Source organism: Actinosynnema pretiosum, assembly GCF_024171695.1.
GTDB classification, from domain to species: Bacteria; Actinomycetota; Actinomycetes; order Mycobacteriales; family Pseudonocardiaceae; genus Actinosynnema; species Actinosynnema pretiosum.
Genome location: NZ_JAMTCF010000009.1, coordinates 263,240 through 280,060, shown reverse-complemented (window position 1 = coordinate 280,060; position 16,821 = coordinate 263,240). Strand labels below are relative to the sequence as shown.

Sequence of the window (16,821 nt, the reverse complement as noted above, 5' to 3'; positions counted from 1 at the left end):
GGGGCGGGCGCGAGTACGCGCGCCCGCCCCGCCGCCTACGCCGTGGTCACCGCCAACGTCGACCCGCTCCGCGCCTTCCGGACCTCCAACCGGGTCGGGATGCGCTGCCGCAGCTCCTCCACGTGCGACACCAGCCCCACCACCCGGCCGCCCGCGCGCAGGTCGTCCAGGGTGTTCATGACCAGGTCCAGGGTGTCCGCGTCGAGCGTGCCGAACCCCTCGTCGACGAACAGCGTGTCCAGCACAGCCCCCTGCGACACCACGTCCGCCAGCCCCAGGGCGAGCGCCAGCGACGCCAGGAACGACTCGCCGCCGCTCAGCGTCTTCGCGGGCCTCCGCTGGCCGGAGTAGTCGTCCAGCACGTCGAGCCCCAGCCCGCCCCTGGCCCCGCGCGGCCCGGCCTCGGTCGAGTGCACGAAGCGGTAGCGGCCCTGGCTCATCCGGTCCAGCCGCTCGCTCGCCGCGACCGCGACCTCCTCCAGCTTCGCGGCCAGCACGTACGTGCGCAGGGTCATGCTCTCGGTGTTCTGGCCCCTGCCGTTGATCACGTCGGTGAACGCGTCCAGCTCCCGGTGCTCGGCCTCGACCGGTTCCAGCCGCGCCCACGCGGCGCGCAGCCGGGTGGCCAGCTCCTCGGCGCGGGTCGCCCGGCCCGCCGCCGCGCTCGACGCGCCTGCGGCCTCCTCGGCCTCCCGGCCCGCCGCGCGGAACCGCTGCTCGGCGCCGACCGCGTCCACCTCGGTGGACGGGTCGACGCCGGGGTGCTCGGCGAGCACCGCCTCGGCGGCGGCGCGGGCGTCGTCGACCACCCGGACCTGGCGGTCCAGCTCGGCGATCTGACCGGGGGTGCGGACGGCGTCGCGCGCGTCGTCGGCGCTGGTGAACCCGGCCTCGGCGACCTGCGCCGCGACCTCGTCCTCCAGCTGCCCCAGGCGCCCGGCCGCGCCCGCCGCCTCGGCACGGCGGTCGGCCAGCCCGTCCAGGGCGTCGGCGAGGGCGAGCAGGTGGGCGCGGCGGGCGGCCACGTCCGGGAAGCCCTCGCGCGCCTGCTCCAGGCGGGCCGCGCGCTCGGTGGTGGTCGCCGCCAGCTCGGACCGGCGCGCGTCCAGCCCGACCACCTCGCGCTCCAGCGCGGAGCGCTCCTCGGTCAACCGGGCGCTCCGGGTCTCCAGCGCGCGCAGGGCCGACTCGCGCTCACCCGCCAGCGCGGCCAGTCCGGCCAGCTCGCGGTGCTCGGCGACCAGGTCGGCGGGCGCGCGGTCGCCGATCGTGGCGCGCAGGCCGTCCAGGGCGCTCGCGGCCCGGTGCGCGGTGCTCTCCGCCGCGCGGCGGCGCTCCAGGGCGGCGGCCTCGGCGGCGCCCGCCCGGTCCTCGTCGGCGGCGGTGACGGCGGCGCCGTCGAACGCGGCGGGCGCGGGGTGCTCCGCCGAGCCGCAGACCTGGCAGGGCTGCCCGTCGGCCAGCTCACCGGCGAGTTCGGCGGCCATGCCGTCCAAGCGGCGCTGCCGGACGGCCTGGCGCTCGTCCACCGCCGCCTGGTGCGCGTCGACGGCCGCGACGCGGGCCGTCTCGGCCTCGACGGCCCGGCGCTCGGCGGCGGGGAGGGCGGTCGCGGCCTCGGCGCGAGTGGTGGCCTCGGGGAGGGCCGCGCGGGCCAGTTTCGCCGCTTCCAGCGCCTCCTGCGCGGACCGCAGGCGCTCGGGGGCGCCGTCCAGCGCACCCGCCAGCTCGGCCAGCCGGGCGGCGGCGCGCTCCCGCTCGGCCGCCACCGCGTCGAGCGCGCGCAGCGCGACCCGCTGCTGCTCCGCCTCCTCGGCCAACCGGGTCAGGCCGCCCGCCTCGTCGCGGAACCGCTGGCCCTCGGCGCGCGGGTCACCGCCGAACGCGGCGGCGGCGCCGGGGCCACCGGCACCCGGAGCACCACCGGCCAAGCCATCGCCAAGCAGGCTCCCGCCGTCCGCGTCGCAGGTACCAGGACCGCCGCTGCCCGAAGCACGGCCGCCCGAACCGCCGTCGGCCAGGCCCCCGTCAACCGCCCCACCGGCACCCGCGCCCCGAACCAGCGCCGCCACCGCTCCCCCGGCGGCCCGCTCGGCCGCCTCAGCGGCCTCCAGGGCGGCTCGCGCGCGGTCCCGGCCCTGGAGGGCGAGGGCGACCGGCACGGCCCGCCTGGCGGCGTCTGCTTCGGCCACCAGCTGCTTGCGCCCCGGCTCCGCCTCGGCGCAGCGCACCAGCTCCGCGTGCGCCCTGCGCACCCGCCCCACCCGCGCGCCCAGGTCGCGGGCCTCCTGCCAGGCCAGCTCGGCCTCAGCCCTGGTCGCGGCGGTCGTCCCGGCCAGCTCGCGCGCCGCCTCCGACGCCGCCACCAACCCGCCCAGCACCCCCGCCAACCACTCCGGACCGCCCCCGCCCTCCGGCGGCTCCACCAGCGCGGCCTCGGCCAGCCTGCTCACCAGCTGGGCGTTCCGGTCGCGCAGCTCCTGCAGCTCCCGCCCGCGCTCCAGCCGCCGCTCCCGGAACCACTTCTCCACCGCCAGGAACCGCTCCGTGCCGAACAGCTTCTCCAGCAGCTTCTCCCGCTCGACCGTGTCGGCCCGCAGGAAGCGCGCGAACTCGCCCTGCGGCAGCAGCACCACCTGGAAGAACTGGTGCGCCGTCATCCCCAGCAGCGACTCGACCTCGCGGGCCACCTCGTCGATGCGGCTGTGCCCCTCGCCCTCCCAGCCGCTCACCCACGCCAGCGACGCCCGCGCGTTCTGCTTGGTCGTGCCGTCGCCGCGCTTCTTGGGCCGGTCGTACTCCGGGCTGCGGGTGATCACCAGCCGCCGGTCCCGCACGGTCAGCTCCAGCGACACGACCGTGTCCACGTCCGGCGACGCGTAGTCGCAGCGCAGCCGCTTGACCTCGCCGCGCGCCCCCGGCACCTGCCCGAACAGCGCGAACGCCACCGCGTCCAGCAGCGTCGTCTTGCCAGCGCCGGTGTCCCCGTGCAGCAGGAACAGCCCGTCCGCGCCGAGCGCGTCGAAGTCCACCACCTCGCGACCGGGGTACGGCCCGAACGCGGACACCTCCAACCGGTGCAGCCTCACGCGCTCTCCTCCCGCCCGGCCGCCGCGAACGCCTCGCGCAGCAGCGCCAGCTCACCCGGTGACGGCGGGCTGTTGCGCACGTCCTCCACGAAGCAGCACGTCACCTCCTCGTCGCTGCGCCCGCGCACCCGCTCCGCGAACCGCAGCTCCGCGCGCCTGCCGCCCTCCGGCTTCCACTCCACGTGCACGGCGTGCTCGAACCGGGCCTGCAACCGGCGCAGCGCGTCCAGCGGCCGGACCCGGTCGGTCAGCTCCACGGACAGGAAGCTGTCCTCCACGGCGGCGTTCGCCGGGTCGGCCAGCAGCGCGCCCAGCTCCCCGCGCAACCGCCCCAGCGGGCGCGGCACCGGCAGCTCCCTGCGCTCCACCCCGGCCAGCCCGCCCGCGTCCAGCTCGACCAGCCACACCGACTTGGTGTGCCCGGCCTCCGAGAACGAGTAGGCCAGCGGGCTGCCCGAGTAGCGCAGGTGGTCGGCGAGCTCCTGCGCCCCGTGCAGGTGTCCGAGCGCCGCGTAGTCGACCCCGTCGAACACCGACCCGGACACCTCCTGCACCCCGCCGACCGCGATCGTGCGCTCCGAGTCGCACGGCGCCCCGCCGGTCACGAACGCGTGCGCGAGCACCACCGACCGGGTGCCGTCGGGCCGGGCGGCCAGGTCGGCGGTGACCCGGCGCATCGCCTCGGTGAGCACCCCGGCGTGGCCGCGCGCGGACGGCACGTCCAGCGCGCGGCGGGCCGTCTCGGGCTCCAGGAACGGGATGCCGTACAGCGCCACCGGGCCGTGCTCGTCGGCCAGCAGCACCGGGTCGGCCAGGTCGGCGACGCGGGTGCGCAGGTGCAGGCCGCCCGCCGCCGCGAAGCCGCCGAACAGGCCGAGGCGCGCCGCCGAGTCGTGGTTGCCCGGCGTGACGACGACCCGCGCGCCCGCCGCGCGCACCCGCTCCAGCACCCGCGAGCACAGCGCGACCGCCTCCGCGTTGGGCACGGCGCGGTCGAACAGGTCGCCGGACACCACGACCACGTCCACCCGCTCGTCGCTGACCAGGTCGGCCAGCCCGCCGAGCACCGATTCCTGCTCGCGCAGCAGGTCACGGCCGTGGAAGACGCGGCCCACGTGCCAGTCGGAGGTGTGCAGCAAGCGCATGGCGGCCACGCTAGGGGTGATCACCGGGAGATCCGGGCGTTGCCGGTCGGCGTGTCGCTCGATCAGGTGAGGACGGGTGGGCGGGCCGGGATTCAGCGCCATGATTCAGCGCCGTGACGGCGGTCCTCAGCACGGCGGCGGTGGTGGTGGCGCTCCTGCTCGCGGGCGCGCTCGGGTTCCTGTGGCGGCTCTACCAGGACAGCGTGCGGCGCGTGGACGCCGCGCTGGACGAGGTGCGGCTGGAGCGGGAGCGGGGCGAGGTGCGGCAGCTCGCGCTCCAGCGGTACGAGGTGGCGTTCTCCTCCTCCAGCGGGCGCGGCGAGCTGGGCGAGCGGGTGCTGGTGGAGACCGCCCGCGCGCTCGGGCTGCGCGAGGGCGTGCACTTCAGCGTCCAGGTGGACGTGGCGGGCGGTGGCTCGGTGCGGCCGGACCTGGTGCTGGAGGTCGGCGGTGGACGGCGGGTCCCGGTCGACGCGAAGATGTCCATGGCGCTCTGGGCGGAAGCCGTGGAGACCGACGACCCGCGCGAGCGCGCCGACGCGCTGCGGGTGCACGTGCGCACCATCCGGGCGCGGGCGGCGGAGCTGGCGGGCAAGGGCTACCAGCGGTGGGCCGACGCCATCTACGGCACGGTGATGTTCGTGCCCAACGACGGCGCGGTCGTCGCGGCGCTGGACACCGATCCGGAGCTGCTGCGCTGGCTGCTGGACCGCAGGGTGTTCCTGTGCGGCCCGACCGGGTTCGCGGTGATCGCGTCGGCGGCGGTGTTCGCGGCCTCCGACCGGGCGCTCGCCGACGACGTCGAGCGGGTGAAGGCGCAGGCGGGGCGGGCGCACCGGGCCGCCGAGGGCGCGGTGGAGGCGGTGAACCTGTCCAGCACGCACCTGCAGCGGTTCCTGTCCGCGCGCAGGCGTGAGCTGGACGCGCTGGAGGGCTTCCGGGCGGCGGCGGGGCCGCTGTCGGCCGCGTCGGGGGCGCCCGCGCCGCTCCCGGTGGTCCGCAGGGCCGACGAGCGGGAGGCGGTCGGTGCACCCTCGGAGGCCCGTGAGGCGTAACAAGAAGTGACGTCCGCGCGAGGCGTGGCGGGAGCCCGCGCAGCGCGGCGGGAGTCGGATACCGTATGCCGGATCGGTCCGGCCCGAACGTAGGAGTGAGCGTGACCGCCGCAACGCGTGACCGGCGCAGCGAGCCGGATGAGGACGACGAGTTCGAGGAAGTCCGCTGGAACGACCGCGCCATGTTCGGCACCTTCCGCGGGCTGCAGTGGTGGGCCGCGGTGCTGATCGCGTTCGCCCTCGCGTTCGTCGGCGCCTTCATCGACGTGAACTCGTCGAAGACAGTGGGGCTGCTGTTCGGGGTGGTCTTCTTCGTGGGCTCGGTGGGCGCCGTGGTGTTCGTCGAGCGCAGGTCGATGTTCGGCCCGGTCGTGCAGCCGCCGCTGGTGGTGGCGGTGGTGGTGCCGCTGGTCGTGCTGGCCACCGGCGACTCGTCCAGCCAGGGCATGGCGCTGGCGCTGGACCTGGGCAAACCGCTCATGAACGCCTTCCCGGCGATGGCCCTGACCACCCTGTTCACCGTGGGCATCGGCGTCGCGCGGGTGTTCCTGCAGCGCGACCCGAACCGGGTGACGCAGGACGAGCTGGACGCCGAGGAGGCCCCGAGGCCGCCGAAGAAGCGCCCGAGGCCGGTGGACGACGTCGAGGCCGACGTCGAGGCCGACGAGCGCCCGAAGCGCCCCCGCAAGCCCGCGCCCGCCGAGGACGCCGAGCGCCCGAGGCGGCCCCGGCCGTCCGGGGCGGCGGGGTCCGGGGAGAAGAAGCCTGCGGGCGAGAAGAAGAAGCCTGCGGGCGAGCGCCCGTCGGGTGACCGCCCGCGCAAGCCCGCCGGTGAGCGGCCCCGCAGGCCGCGTCCGCGCGACGAGGACTGAGCGGGTCCTCGGGAGCACGAGCTGGAGAGCGAGATCCGGGAGCCCCGGTGCTGGTGACAGCGCCGGGGCTCTTGGCTTTCCAGGGGGAGGGCGGCGGCCGGAGGAGCGAGCGGCTGGCCGACAACTGTTGACGGTCAACTGACGGCAGCCGGAGCGGCGCCCGTCCGTGCCTTGAACGCGGAGGAGCCGGAGCGGGTCATCCGCTCCGGCTCCTCCCAGCCGCGTCGTCACCGCGTCGCGGCGCCCCAGCGCGGGCGCCCGTCGTCGGCCCGGACCGATCGGGTCCCCCGATCAGGTCCGGCTCTCCCCGGTCAGCGCACCGAGTCCTTGCGCAGCTCGCGCGGCAGCGAGAACGCGATCTTCTCGTTGGCCGTGGTGATCTCCTCCACGTCCGCGTAGCCGCGCTCGGCCAGGTGCTTGAGCAGGTCCATCACCAGGATGTCCGGCACCGAGGCGCCGCTGGTCACGCCGACCGTGGTCACGCCGTCGAACCAGGCCTCGTCGACCTCCTCGGCGTAGTCGATCAGGTACGAGGCCTTCGCGCCCGCCTGCAGCGCGACCTCGACCAGCCGCACCGAGTTGGACGAGTTCTTCGAGCCGACCACGAGCACCAGGTCGCACTCCGGCGCCATCGTCTTCACCGCGACCTGGCGGTTGGAGGTGGCGTAGCAGATGTCGTCCGACGGCGGTTCCTGCAGGTCGGGGAAGCGCTCCTTGAGCTGGCGCACCCGGACCATCGTCTCGTCCACCGACAGCGTGGTCTGGGACAGCCAGATCACCTTGGACGGGTCGCGCACCTCGACCTTCGCGACGTCCTCGGCGGTGTCCACGAGCTGGATGTGGTCGGGCGCCTCACCGGCGGTGCCCTCGACCTCCTCGTGACCCTCGTGGCCGATGAGCAGGATGTCGTAGTCCTCGCGCGCGAACCGCTGGGCCTCCTTGTGGACCTTGGTCACCAGGGGGCAGGTCGCGTCGATGGTGCGCAGGCTGCGGTCGGCGGCCTCCTCGTGCACCTTGGGCGAGACGCCGTGGGCGGAGAACACCACCAGCGCGCCCTCGGGCACCTCGTCGGTCTCGTTGACGAAGATCGCGCCGCGCTTCGACAGCGTCTCCACGACGTGCTTGTTGTGGACGATCTCCTTGCGGACGTACACCGGCGCGCCGTACTTCTCCAGCGCCTTCTCCACCGTGACGACTGCGCGGTCAACGCCCGCGCAGTACCCGCGCGGATTGGCCAGGAGCACTCGCTTGTCCATGTCGTCCAGGGTACGGGCGTGGCGAACCTAGGCACACGCCGCCCGACTGGGGCAATCTGGGTGCATGAAGCAACTCCCGCTGCCCGTCCGCCTCGCCGCGGGACTGGCCGTCACCGCGGTCGAGCAGGCCAAGAAGCTGCCAGGACAGCTCGCCGGGCTGCCGGTGACCGTGGTCAGCGAGGCCCTGCAGCTGTCGATGCGCGTGCAGCAGACGGTGACCGAACTCGCAATCAGGGGCGACGACGTGCTCGCCGGCCTCAGGCCCGTCGAGCAGGAGCCCGAGTGGGCCGTGTTCGACGAGGACGGGACCGACGCCGCCCCGAGCGCCGCGAAGCCCGCCGCGCCCGCCGCCAAGACCCCCTCCGACCAGGAGCGGAAGTCCGCCGCCGAGGGCATCGCGAAGGTCGCCGCGGCCACCGCCGACGCCACGGCCGACGCTGATGACGACTCCGCCGACCCGTGGGCCCGCGAGGAGCGGGCGCTGGCCGCCGAGTCGCCGTCCGCGCTGCCCGAGTACGACTCGATGAGCCTGCCGCAGCTCCGGGCCAAGCTGCGGTCGCTGTCCGCGACCGACCTGGAGCAGCTGCTCGCGCACGAGCGCGCGCACGAGTCGCGCCCCGAGTTCACCGGGATGCTGGCCCGCCGCCTGGCCAACCTGCGCGCCGAGTCGTGACGGAGCAGAAGGCCCAGCCGCCGCGCTCCTCGCCGGAGGAGCCGTGGCCGGTGCGCACGGTCGCCCAGAAGATCGCCGACTGGATCGGCAGGCTCGGCGACGTGTGGGTGGAGGGCCAGGTCACCCAGCTCAGCGCCCGCCCGAACATGAGGACGGCGTTCCTGACGCTGCGCGACCCGTCCGCCGACCTGTCGATGTCGCTGACCGCGCCCGCCGACCTGGTCCGGGACGGCCAGCTCACCGAGGGCAGCCGGGTGGTCGTGCACGGCAGGCCCAGCTACTACGCGGCGCGCGGCACGATCAGCCTGCGCGTGGACGAGATCCGCGCGGTCGGGATCGGCGACCTGCTGGCCCGCGTCGAGCGGTTGCGCAAGCTGCTGGACGCCGAGGGCCTGTTCGACCGGCGCCGCAAGCGCAAGCCGCCGTTCCTGCCGAACAAGATCGGCCTGGTGACCGGTCGGGCCTCGGCCGCCGAGCGGGACGTGCTGAAGAACGCGCAGGCCAGGTGGCCCGCCGCCCGGTTCCGGGTGGTCAACGTGGCGGTGCAGGGCCCGTCGGCGGTGCCCGAGGTGGTGCGCGCGCTGGGCGTGCTGGAGGCCGACCCCGAGGTCGACGTGATCGTGCTGGCGCGCGGCGGCGGCAGCGTCGAGGACCTGCTGCCGTTCTCCGACGAGGCGCTGTGCCGGGCGGTGTCCGCGCTGCGCACGCCGCTGCTGTCGGCGATCGGGCACGAGCCGGACACCCCGCTGGTCGACCACGTGGCCGACGTGCGCTGCTCGACGCCCACCGACGCGGGCAAGCGCGTGGTGCCGGACGTCGCCGAGGAGACCGAGCGGCTGCGGCAGGCCCGCGACCGGGCGAGGCGCGCGCTGCGCGGCTGGGTCGACCGGGAGCGCAAGCTGCTGGACGCGCTGCGCACCCGGCCCGCGCTGGCCGACCCGCACGGGCCGCTGGAGCGCAGGTCCGAGGAGGTGCAGCGGCTGCGGGACCGGGCGCTGCGCGCGGTCCGCAACCGGCTGGACGCGGAGGGCGCGGGACTCGCCGCGACCGCGGCGCGCTTGACGACCCTCGGTCCCGCCGCCACCCTGGCCAGGGGGTACGCCGTGGTGCAGCTGGTGTCGTCCGAGGGGACGGAGGGCGTGCTCCGGTCGGCCGCCGACGCGCCCGCCGGGACCCGCCTGCGGGTCAGGGTCGCGGACGGGGCCGTGCACGCGGTCGTCGAGGGAGGAGGCGGTGGTGGTGCCCAGTCCGGCTCGTGAGCCGACGTTCCTGCCGCTGACGGTGGCCGCGACCGAGCAGGCCGCCGAGCGGGCGGGCGACGACCCGGCCGCGCTGGCGCTGAGCAGGCGCGCCGAGGCCGCCGACAGCGCGGCGGCGGGCTGCTGGTTGGCGCTGGTCGCCGGGTGCGACTCGGGCAGGCAGGCCGTGCTCGACGCGGTGCGCGCGCTGACCTCGGCGGCCTCCGAGCGGGCCGGTGACCTGTGCGGATCGGTGCCGCGCAGGCGGTTGGCGGAGGCCGAGCTGCGGGTGGACGAGGCGGTGCGGGAGGCTGACGGCGCCGAGTTCGCCGAGGCTCTGGCCGACTACGACCAGGCGGCGGCGACGGTGGTGGTGCACGTGAGCAACCGATTGGGGAACCTGTCCAGGTGAGTGAGCCGGGGTACGAGGCCGCGCGGGACGAGCTGGTCGAGGTCGTCCGCAAGCTGGAGGCGGGCGGTCTGCCGCTGGAGGACTCGCTCGCGCTGTGGGAGCGCGGCGAGGTGCTGGCGAAGACGTGTGAGCGGCATCTCGCGGGCGCCCGCGAGCGGATCGATCAAGCTCTCGCGGTGACCGAAGAGGACGGTCCTCGGGGCTGACCACGTGCGAGGATCGGCTATCGGCCGGTCTACCGCAGGGGAGCAGCATGACGTCCAACAGCACGTCGGAGCGCAGGCGCGAGGCTCCGGACCGGAACCTGGCGCTGGAGCTGGTCAGGGTGACCGAGGCGGCGGCGATGGCGGCGGGTCGCTGGGTCGGTCGGGGTGACAAGAACGGCGGCGACGGCGCGGCCGTGGACGCCATGCGCAAGCTCATCGGCACGGTGTCGATGCGCGGGGTCGTCGTGATCGGCGAGGGCGAGAAGGACGAGGCGCCCATGCTGTTCAACGGCGAGGAGGTGGGCGACGGCAACGGCCCGGAGTGCGACGTGGCCGTCGACCCGATCGACGGCACGACGCTGATGGCCAAGGGGATGCCGAACGCGCTGGCGGTGCTGGCGGTGGCCGAGCGGGGCGCGATGTTCGACCCGTCGGCGGTGTTCTACATGGAGAAGCTGGCCACCGGGCCGGAGGCGGCGGACGTCATCGACATCACCGCGCCGATCTCGGAGAACGTGCGGCGGGTGGCCAAGGCCAAGGGCGTCGACGTGTCGGACGTGACGGTGTGCGTGCTGGACCGGCCCCGGCACGAGGACCTGGTGCTGAAGGTGCGCCAGTCCGGCGCGCGCATCCACTTCATCTCGGACGGCGACGTGGCGGGCGCGATCTCGGCGGCCCGCCCGGACACCGGCGTCGACCTGCTGGTGGGCATCGGCGGCACGCCGGAGGGCATCATCGCGGCGGCGGCGCTCAAGTGCATGGGCGGCGCGATCCAGGCGCGGTTGTGGCCGAAGGACGACGCCGAGCGCGGTCGCGCGCTGGACGCGGGCCACGACCTGGACCGGGTGCTGACCACGTCCGACCTGGTGCGCGGGGACAACGTGTTCTTCTGCGCGACCGGCGTCACCGACGGCGACCTGGTGCGCGGGGTGCGCTACCAGGCCGGTGGCTGCACGACCCAGTCGATCGTGATGCGGTCGAAGTCGGGCACGGTGCGGATGATCGACGGGTTCCACCGGCTGACGAAGCTGCGCGAGTACGCGTCGGTGGACTTCGACCTGCCGCCCTCGGGCGAGGAGCCGCTGCCCCCGCTGCCGTAGCGGGCCGGGGGGCGCCGGGACACGACGCCGGGGAGTGACGCCGGGAGTAGCGCCGGAGAGTGACCGGGGTCACCCCCTGGAGCTGTCAACGGTCAAGGCGCGGCTACCGTCCGTCCGTAGGTAGTCGCGCCCGGTGCCCAGTCCTTACGTTTCCGACCTGGCCGCCCGCACCCCTGCGCGGGCGGCGGGGAGGAAGAGCGATGAGGATCCGCACCCTGTTCACGGCCGTCGCCGTCGCGGTCGGCGCCGCGCTGGCGTCGGTCGGCGGCGCGCAGGCCGCCCCCACCGAGCCGGACCTGACCCCGGCCATCGTGGGCGGCGGCAACGCCACCCAGACCTACTCGTTCATGGTGTCCCTGCAGAGCACGGCGGGCAGCCACTTCTGCGGCGGCTCGCTGATCAAGGCCAACTGGGTGGTGACGGCCAAGCACTGCGTGCAGGGCCGCTCGCCGTCGTCGATCCGCGCGCGGGTCGGCACCACCAACCGCACCAGCGGCGGCACCGTCGCCACGGGCGCGCAGGTCGTCGTGCACCCGAGCTACGACATCGCGCTGGTGCGCCTGGCCACCTCGGTGACCCAGGCCCCGATCACCGTCGCCTCCACCTCGGGCGCGACCGGCACCGCCACCCGCATCATCGGCTGGGGCCAGACCTGCGCCCCGGCGGGCGGCTGCGGCGCGCCGACCATCCTGCAGGAGCTGAACACCTCGATCGTGGCGGACGGCAGCTGCTCGGGCATCTACGGCGCGTACGAGATCTGCACGAACAACCCCGGCGGCAACAAGGGCGCCTGCTACGGCGACTCGGGCGGCCCGCAGATCAAGTCCGTTGGCGGCGCCTGGCAGCTGATCGGCGCGACCAGCCGCGCGGGCAACAACAACTCCACCTGCGCGACCGGCCCGTCGATCTACATGGACGTCCCGTCGTTCCGGACCTGGATCAGCGGGTACGCGGGCGCGGTGTGACCGATCCCCGCCCCTCACTCCCGAGGGTGATCCACCCGCGCCCGTGAGGCGCAGCGCCGATTACCACCGGTGGCCCATTCCCGCAGGTCGGGGGTGGGCCACTGGTCTTTTCAGGGGTTGGCCGCGAATTCCAGGGGGTAGTCCGGCTTCGAGGGGTGATTTCGAGATGAAGAAGAGGATTCTCGGCACTGCACTGGCCGCGACCGCTCTGACGCTCGGTCTCGCGGCTCCGGCCTCGGCGGCGTCCGGGACGCCGTGCGGCGGCGTCCAGAACGGGGCGTGCATCCAGCTGTCGACCAACCAGGCCTGGTTGGTCTACGACGGCAGCGCGAGCTACGGCCCCGTGCCGATCACCACCGGCAGGCCGGGCTACGAGACGCCCGTCGGCACCTTCCCGGTGCTGCGCAAGGTGAAGAACGACTGGAGCGTTCCCTACAACGCGCCGATGCCCAACTCGGTGTACTTCACCGCCGACGGCATCGCCTTCCACGAGGGCAGCCTGACCGACCAGTCGCACGGGTGCGTGCACCTGGGTCCCGACGCGTCGGTGGTGTTCTTCGACAACCTGTTCCCCGGCGAGCAGGTGCAGGTGGTGCCCTGACCGGGGCCGCCTGTCCGGACGCGGGCGGGGCCGGGGGACGACCCGAGGGTGTCGGGTCGTCCCCCGGCCCCGCCCGGCGTTGTGCGGGCCCTTATTTGGCGTCGCTGGAGTGGCCGGGGAACAGGTGCGCGTCCGGGTCGAGCGCGACCGCGATGTTGTTGACCGCCGTGGCCGCCTCGCCGAACCCGGTGGCGATGAGCTTGACCTTGCCGGGGTAGGTGGCGACGTCCCCGGCCGCGTAGACCCCGGCGAGCGCGGTGCGCATGGTCTGGTCGACCACGACCGCCCGGTGGTCCAGCTCCAGCCCCCACGACTCGATCGGCCCGAGGTCGGCGGTGAAGCCGAGCGCGGCCACCACGGTCTGCGCGGGCAGCACCTCGCTGCCGGAGTCCTTGACGTCGACCTCGACCTCGGCGACCCGACCGTCCCCGCCGATCCGGGTGACCTGCGCGTCGGTGATGATCCGCACGCCCAGGTCGCGGACCTGCCGCACGGTCGGCGGGTGCGCCCGGAACGTGGAGCGGCGGTGCACGACGGTGACGCTGCCCGCGATCGGGGCGAGCGCGAGCGCCCAGTCGAACGCCGAGTCGCCGCCGCCGACCACCACGACGTCCTGGCCGACGTGCGCGTCCAGCGCGGGCACGAAGTGGACGAGGCCCCGGCCGAGCCAGCCCTCCCCCGCGACCAGCGGCCGGGGCTTGAACTCGCCGATGCCCGCCGTGAGCAGCACCGCGCCCGCGCGCACGGTGGCGCCGTCGGCCAGCCCGACGTGCAGCTTCCCGTCCACGGGGGTCAGCTCGCGGGCCTGGCGGCCGAGCAGGTAGGTCGGGTTCCACTGCCCGGCCTGGGTGACCAGCGCGTCGACCAGGTCGCGACCGCGCACGGCGGGGAAGCCCGCGACGTCGAGGATCATCTTCTCCGGGTACATGGCGGTGATCTGGCCGCCCGGCTCGGGCAGCGCGTCCACCACGGCGGTGGCCAGGTCGCGGAACCCGGCGTAGTAGGCCGCGAAGAGTCCGGTGGGTCCCGCTCCGACGACCAGCAGATCGACATCGAGGTCCATTCCCCCGACCCTAGGTGTCCCGGACCACCGTGCCCATCCCCCGCTGCGGGGCCAGACTCGGTGGCATGGGTGGACAGGAGTACCGCGTCGAGCACGACACGATGGGTGAGGTCCGGGTGCCCGCGCACGCGCTGTGGCGGGCGCAGACGCAGCGGGCGGTGGAGAACTTCCCGGTCTCGGGGCGCGGCCTTGAGCGGTCGCAGATCAGGGCGCTGGGGCTGCTGAAGGCCGCTGCCGCGCGGGTCAACGGGCGGTTGGGCGTGCTGGAGGCCGAGGTCGCGGAGGCGATCGCGGCGGCCTCGGACGAGGTCGCCGAGGGGCGGCACGACGAGCACTTCCCGGTGGACGTGTTCCAGACCGGGTCGGGCACGTCGTCGAACATGAACGCGAACGAGGTGGTCGCGACCCTGGCGTCGCGCGCGCTGGGGCGGGAGGTTCACCCGAACGACCACGTGAACGCCTCCCAGTCGTCCAACGACACCTTCCCCACGACGCTTCGGGTAGCCGCGACGGAGGCGGTCGCGAACGAGGTGATCCCGGCGCTGGAGCACCTGCGGGACGCGCTGGACGTGCGGGCGGCGGACTGGGCCGGGATCGTGAAGTCGGGGCGCACGCACCTGATGGACGCGGTGCCGATCCTGCTCGGGCACGAGGCGCAGGCGTGGGCGAGCCAGGTGGCCAACGGGGTGGCGCGGTTGCGGAGCAGCCTGCCCAGGCTGGCGCAGCTGCCGATCGGCGGCACGGCGGTGGGCAGCGGGCTGAACGCGCCGGACGGCTTCGGCGCGGCGGTGTCGGAGGAGCTGGCGCGGGTCACCGGGCTGCCGCTGACCGAGGCGGAGGACCACTTCGAGGCGCAGGCCACCCAGGACGGGGTGGTGGAGGTGTCCGGGCAGCTGCGGGCCACCGCCGTGGGCATCTACAAGATCGCGAACGACCTGCGCTGGATGGGCTCGGGCCCGCGCGCGGGGCTGGGCGAGCTGGCGCTGCCGGACCTCCAGCCGGGGTCGTCGATCATGCCGGGCAAGGTCAACCCGGTGATCCCGGAGGCCACGATGATGGCGGTGGCGCAGGTGATCGGCAACGACGCGGCGGTGGCGTTCGCCGGGACCCAGGGCAACTTCCAGCTCAACGTGATGCTGCCGGTGATCGCGCGGAACGTGCTGGAGTCGGCGCGCCTGCTGGCGGCGGTGGCGCGGCTGCTCGCGGACAAGGTGGTGGCGGGCGCGGAGCCGGACGCGGACCGGATGCGCGAGTACGCCGAGTCCTCGCCGTCGATCGTGACGCCGCTGAACAAGCACCTCGGCTACGAGGAGGCGGCGTCGATCGCGAAGCAGTCGCTGGCCGAGCGCAAGACGATCCGGCAGGTGGTGCTGGAGCGCGGGCACGTGCCGGGGAAGCTGAGCGAGGAGCAGCTGGACGCGGCGCTGGACGTGGTGCGGATGGCGCGCAACGACCGCTGAGGCGTCCGGGGGACGGGTCCGGTCGGCCCGTCCCCCGGTCGCGTCCGTGATCGGCGGGGGCCGGTGATCCGGGGCACGATCGGTCCGTGCTGTTCTCACGGGTGGTCGAGGTGTCCGCCGAGGTGGGGTCGACCCGCTCCCGGCTGGCGAAGGTGTCGGCGCTGGCCGAGCTGCTGCGCGGGTCCGAGGACACCGAGGCCGTGGTGTCGTTCCTGGTGGGCGTGCCCAGGCAGGGCCGGATCGGGGCGGGTTTCCGCACCGCGCGGCAGCTGGCCGCCCCGCCCGCCGACGAGGCGTCGCTGCGGGTGTCCGACGTGGACGGCGCGCTGGGCGAGTTCGCCGCCGAGTCCGGGAAGGGCAGCGCCGCCCGGCGGGCCGCGCTGCTGGCGGCCTTGTTCGCCGGGGCCACGGCCGACGAGCAGGACTTCCTCAAGCGGCTGCTGACCGGCGAGCTGCGGCAGGGCGCGCTGGAGGGCGTGATGCTCGACGCCGTGGCGCGGGCGGCGGACGTGCCCGGCGAGGCGGTGCGGCGGGCGTTCATGCTGTCCGGCGCGCTGCCCGCGACCGCGGCGGCGGCGCTGCGCGACGGGGTGGGCGGGCTGGCCAGGTTCCGGCTGGAGGTGGGCCGCCCGGTGCGGCCGATGCTGGCCTCCCCCGCCGAGTCGCTGGACGGCGCGCTGGCCGGGGCGGGACCGGTCGTGGTGGAGCACAAGCTGGACGGGGCGCGCATCCAGGTGCACCGGTCCGGCGACGAGGTGCGGGTGTTCACCCGGACCCTGCGCGAGATCACCGGGACCGTGCCGGAGCTGGTCGAGCTGGTGCGCGGGCTGCCGTGCGAGTCGGTGGTGCTGGACGGGGAGACCCTGGCGCTGCGCGACGACGGCAAGCCGAGGCCGTTCCAGGAGACGATGAGCCGGTTCGGGGCGCGGGACGCGCGTGAGCTGCTGCTCAGCCCGTTCTTCTTCGACTGCCTGCACCTGGACGGCGACGACCTGCTGGACCGGCCGCTGCGCGAGCGGCTCGCGGCGCTGCGGTCGGCTGCCGGGCGGCACGTGGTGCCGGGGGTCGCCGACGCGACGCCGGAGAGCGCGGCCGGGGTGCTGCGGGACGCGCTGGACGGCGGGCACGAGGGCGTGGTGGTCAAGGACCTCGACTCGCCCTACGCGGCCGGGCGGCGCGGCAAGGCGTGGCGCAAGGTCAAGCCGGTGCACACGCTCGACCTGGTGGTGCTCGGGGTCGAGTGGGGCAGCGGGCGGCGCGAGGGGCTGCTGTCCAACCTGCACCTCGGCGCGCGCGACGCGGACGGCGGGCCGCCGGTGATGGTCGGCAAGACGTTCAAGGGGCTCACCGACGAGCTGCTGGCGTGGCAGACGCGGGCGCTGCTCGCGATCGCCGAGGAGCGCGGCGAGTGGGTGGTGCGGGTGCGGCCCGAGCTGGTGGTGGAGATCGCGCTGGACGGGGCGCAGGTCAGCCCGCGCTACCCCGGCGGGGTGGCGCTGCGGTTCGCGCGGGTGGTGCGGTACCGGCCGGACAAGACCGCCGCCGAGGCCGACACGCTCGACGCGGTCCGGGCGATGCTGCCCGAGCGGACGGCCCCGGACGGCGGCGGAGCCCCCCTGGACCCCCGAGAGCCCGCCGCTGACGACCCCCGATCGCAGGACACCGCCGACGGCCAGGGGTAGTGTC

General features: G+C 75.0%; 15 protein-coding genes. 11 read left to right on the top strand and 4 right to left on the bottom strand.

The annotated features are described in order from the left end of the window. Positions 1-35: 35 nt before the first annotated feature. Both LV78_RS20465 and LV78_RS20460 read right to left on the bottom strand, forming a co-directional pair. A complete protein-coding gene (locus tag LV78_RS20465; protein WP_253846865.1) occupies positions 36-3,089 on the bottom strand; it encodes an AAA family ATPase in 3,054 nt (1,017 codons plus the stop codon). Further along, positions 3,086-4,234, bottom strand: coding sequence for an exonuclease SbcCD subunit D (locus LV78_RS20460; RefSeq protein ID WP_253846864.1), 1,149 nt, complete (start codon positions 4,232-4,234; stop codon positions 3,086-3,088). The genes LV78_RS20465 and LV78_RS20460 overlap by 4 nt, the downstream gene beginning before the upstream one ends. A 113-nt stretch (positions 4,235-4,347) precedes the next feature. Between LV78_RS20460 and LV78_RS20455 the strand changes: the two genes are divergently transcribed. Beyond that, on the top strand, positions 4,348-5,289 hold the full coding sequence (locus tag LV78_RS20455; protein ID WP_253846863.1) for a DNA recombination protein RmuC: 942 nt from the start codon (positions 4,348-4,350) through the stop codon (positions 5,287-5,289). A gap of 101 nt (positions 5,290-5,390) precedes the next feature. Further along, a complete protein-coding gene (locus LV78_RS20450; RefSeq protein ID WP_253846862.1) occupies positions 5,391-6,161 on the top strand; it encodes a DUF6542 domain-containing protein in 771 nt (256 codons plus the stop codon). 311 nt (positions 6,162-6,472) lie between these two features. Here the strand turns inward: LV78_RS20450 and LV78_RS20445 are convergent, their stop codons facing one another. Continuing rightward, on the bottom strand, positions 6,473-7,417 hold the full coding sequence (locus LV78_RS20445; protein ID WP_253846861.1) for a 4-hydroxy-3-methylbut-2-enyl diphosphate reductase: 945 nt from the start codon (positions 7,415-7,417) through the stop codon (positions 6,473-6,475). Positions 7,418-7,481: 64 nt separating this feature from the next. On the opposite strand from LV78_RS20445, the gene LV78_RS20440 reads away from it, so the two are divergent. The 7 genes from LV78_RS20440 (at position 7,482) to LV78_RS20410 (ending at position 12,612) form a co-directional block, all read left to right on the top strand. Further along, complete coding sequence (locus tag LV78_RS20440) at positions 7,482-8,090, top strand: lipid droplet-associated protein (protein ID WP_253846860.1); 609 nt, start codon at positions 7,482-7,484, stop codon at positions 8,088-8,090. Further along, on the top strand, positions 8,087-9,349 hold the full coding sequence (gene xseA / locus LV78_RS20435; protein WP_253846859.1) for an exodeoxyribonuclease VII large subunit: 1,263 nt from the start codon (positions 8,087-8,089) through the stop codon (positions 9,347-9,349). The genes LV78_RS20440 and xseA overlap by 4 nt, the downstream gene beginning before the upstream one ends. After that, positions 9,327-9,740, top strand: coding sequence for a sugar ABC transporter substrate-binding protein (locus LV78_RS20430; RefSeq protein ID WP_253846858.1), 414 nt, complete (start codon positions 9,327-9,329; stop codon positions 9,738-9,740). Before xseA ends, LV78_RS20430 begins: the two co-directional genes overlap by 23 nt. Continuing rightward, complete coding sequence (locus LV78_RS20425) at positions 9,737-9,946, top strand: exodeoxyribonuclease VII small subunit (protein WP_253846857.1); 210 nt, start codon at positions 9,737-9,739, stop codon at positions 9,944-9,946. Before LV78_RS20430 ends, LV78_RS20425 begins: the two co-directional genes overlap by 4 nt. 47 nt (positions 9,947-9,993) lie before the next feature. Further along, positions 9,994-11,046, top strand: coding sequence for a class II fructose-bisphosphatase (gene glpX / locus LV78_RS20420; protein ID WP_253846856.1), 1,053 nt, complete (start codon positions 9,994-9,996; stop codon positions 11,044-11,046). A gap of 200 nt (positions 11,047-11,246) precedes the next feature. Next, positions 11,247-12,011 carry a S1 family peptidase gene (locus LV78_RS20415; RefSeq protein ID WP_253846855.1) on the top strand — a complete coding sequence of 255 codons (765 nt, stop codon included), beginning with the start codon at positions 11,247-11,249 and terminating at the stop codon, positions 12,009-12,011. Positions 12,012-12,177: 166 nt separating this feature from the next. Beyond that, positions 12,178-12,612: a L,D-transpeptidase gene (locus tag LV78_RS20410; protein ID WP_253846854.1), complete on the top strand. Its 435-nt coding sequence runs from the start codon at positions 12,178-12,180 to the stop codon at positions 12,610-12,612. A gap of 91 nt (positions 12,613-12,703) precedes the next feature. On the opposite strand, the gene LV78_RS20405 is transcribed toward LV78_RS20410, so the two are convergent. After that, positions 12,704-13,675 carry an NAD(P)/FAD-dependent oxidoreductase gene (locus LV78_RS20405; RefSeq protein WP_253846853.1) on the bottom strand — a complete coding sequence of 324 codons (972 nt, stop codon included), beginning with the start codon at positions 13,673-13,675 and terminating at the stop codon, positions 12,704-12,706. 65 nt (positions 13,676-13,740) lie between these two features. On the opposite strand from LV78_RS20405, the gene LV78_RS20400 reads away from it, so the two are divergent. Both LV78_RS20400 and LV78_RS20395 read left to right on the top strand, forming a co-directional pair. Further along, the gene (locus LV78_RS20400) at positions 13,741-15,135 is read left to right on the top strand and encodes a class II fumarate hydratase (protein ID WP_253846852.1); all 1,395 of its coding nucleotides are present in this window, start codon (positions 13,741-13,743) and stop codon (positions 15,133-15,135) included. An 86-nt stretch (positions 15,136-15,221) separates the two neighbouring features. After that, positions 15,222-16,817 carry an ATP-dependent DNA ligase gene (locus LV78_RS20395; RefSeq protein ID WP_253846851.1) on the top strand — a complete coding sequence of 532 codons (1,596 nt, stop codon included), beginning with the start codon at positions 15,222-15,224 and terminating at the stop codon, positions 16,815-16,817. Positions 16,818-16,821 lie beyond the last annotated feature (4 nt).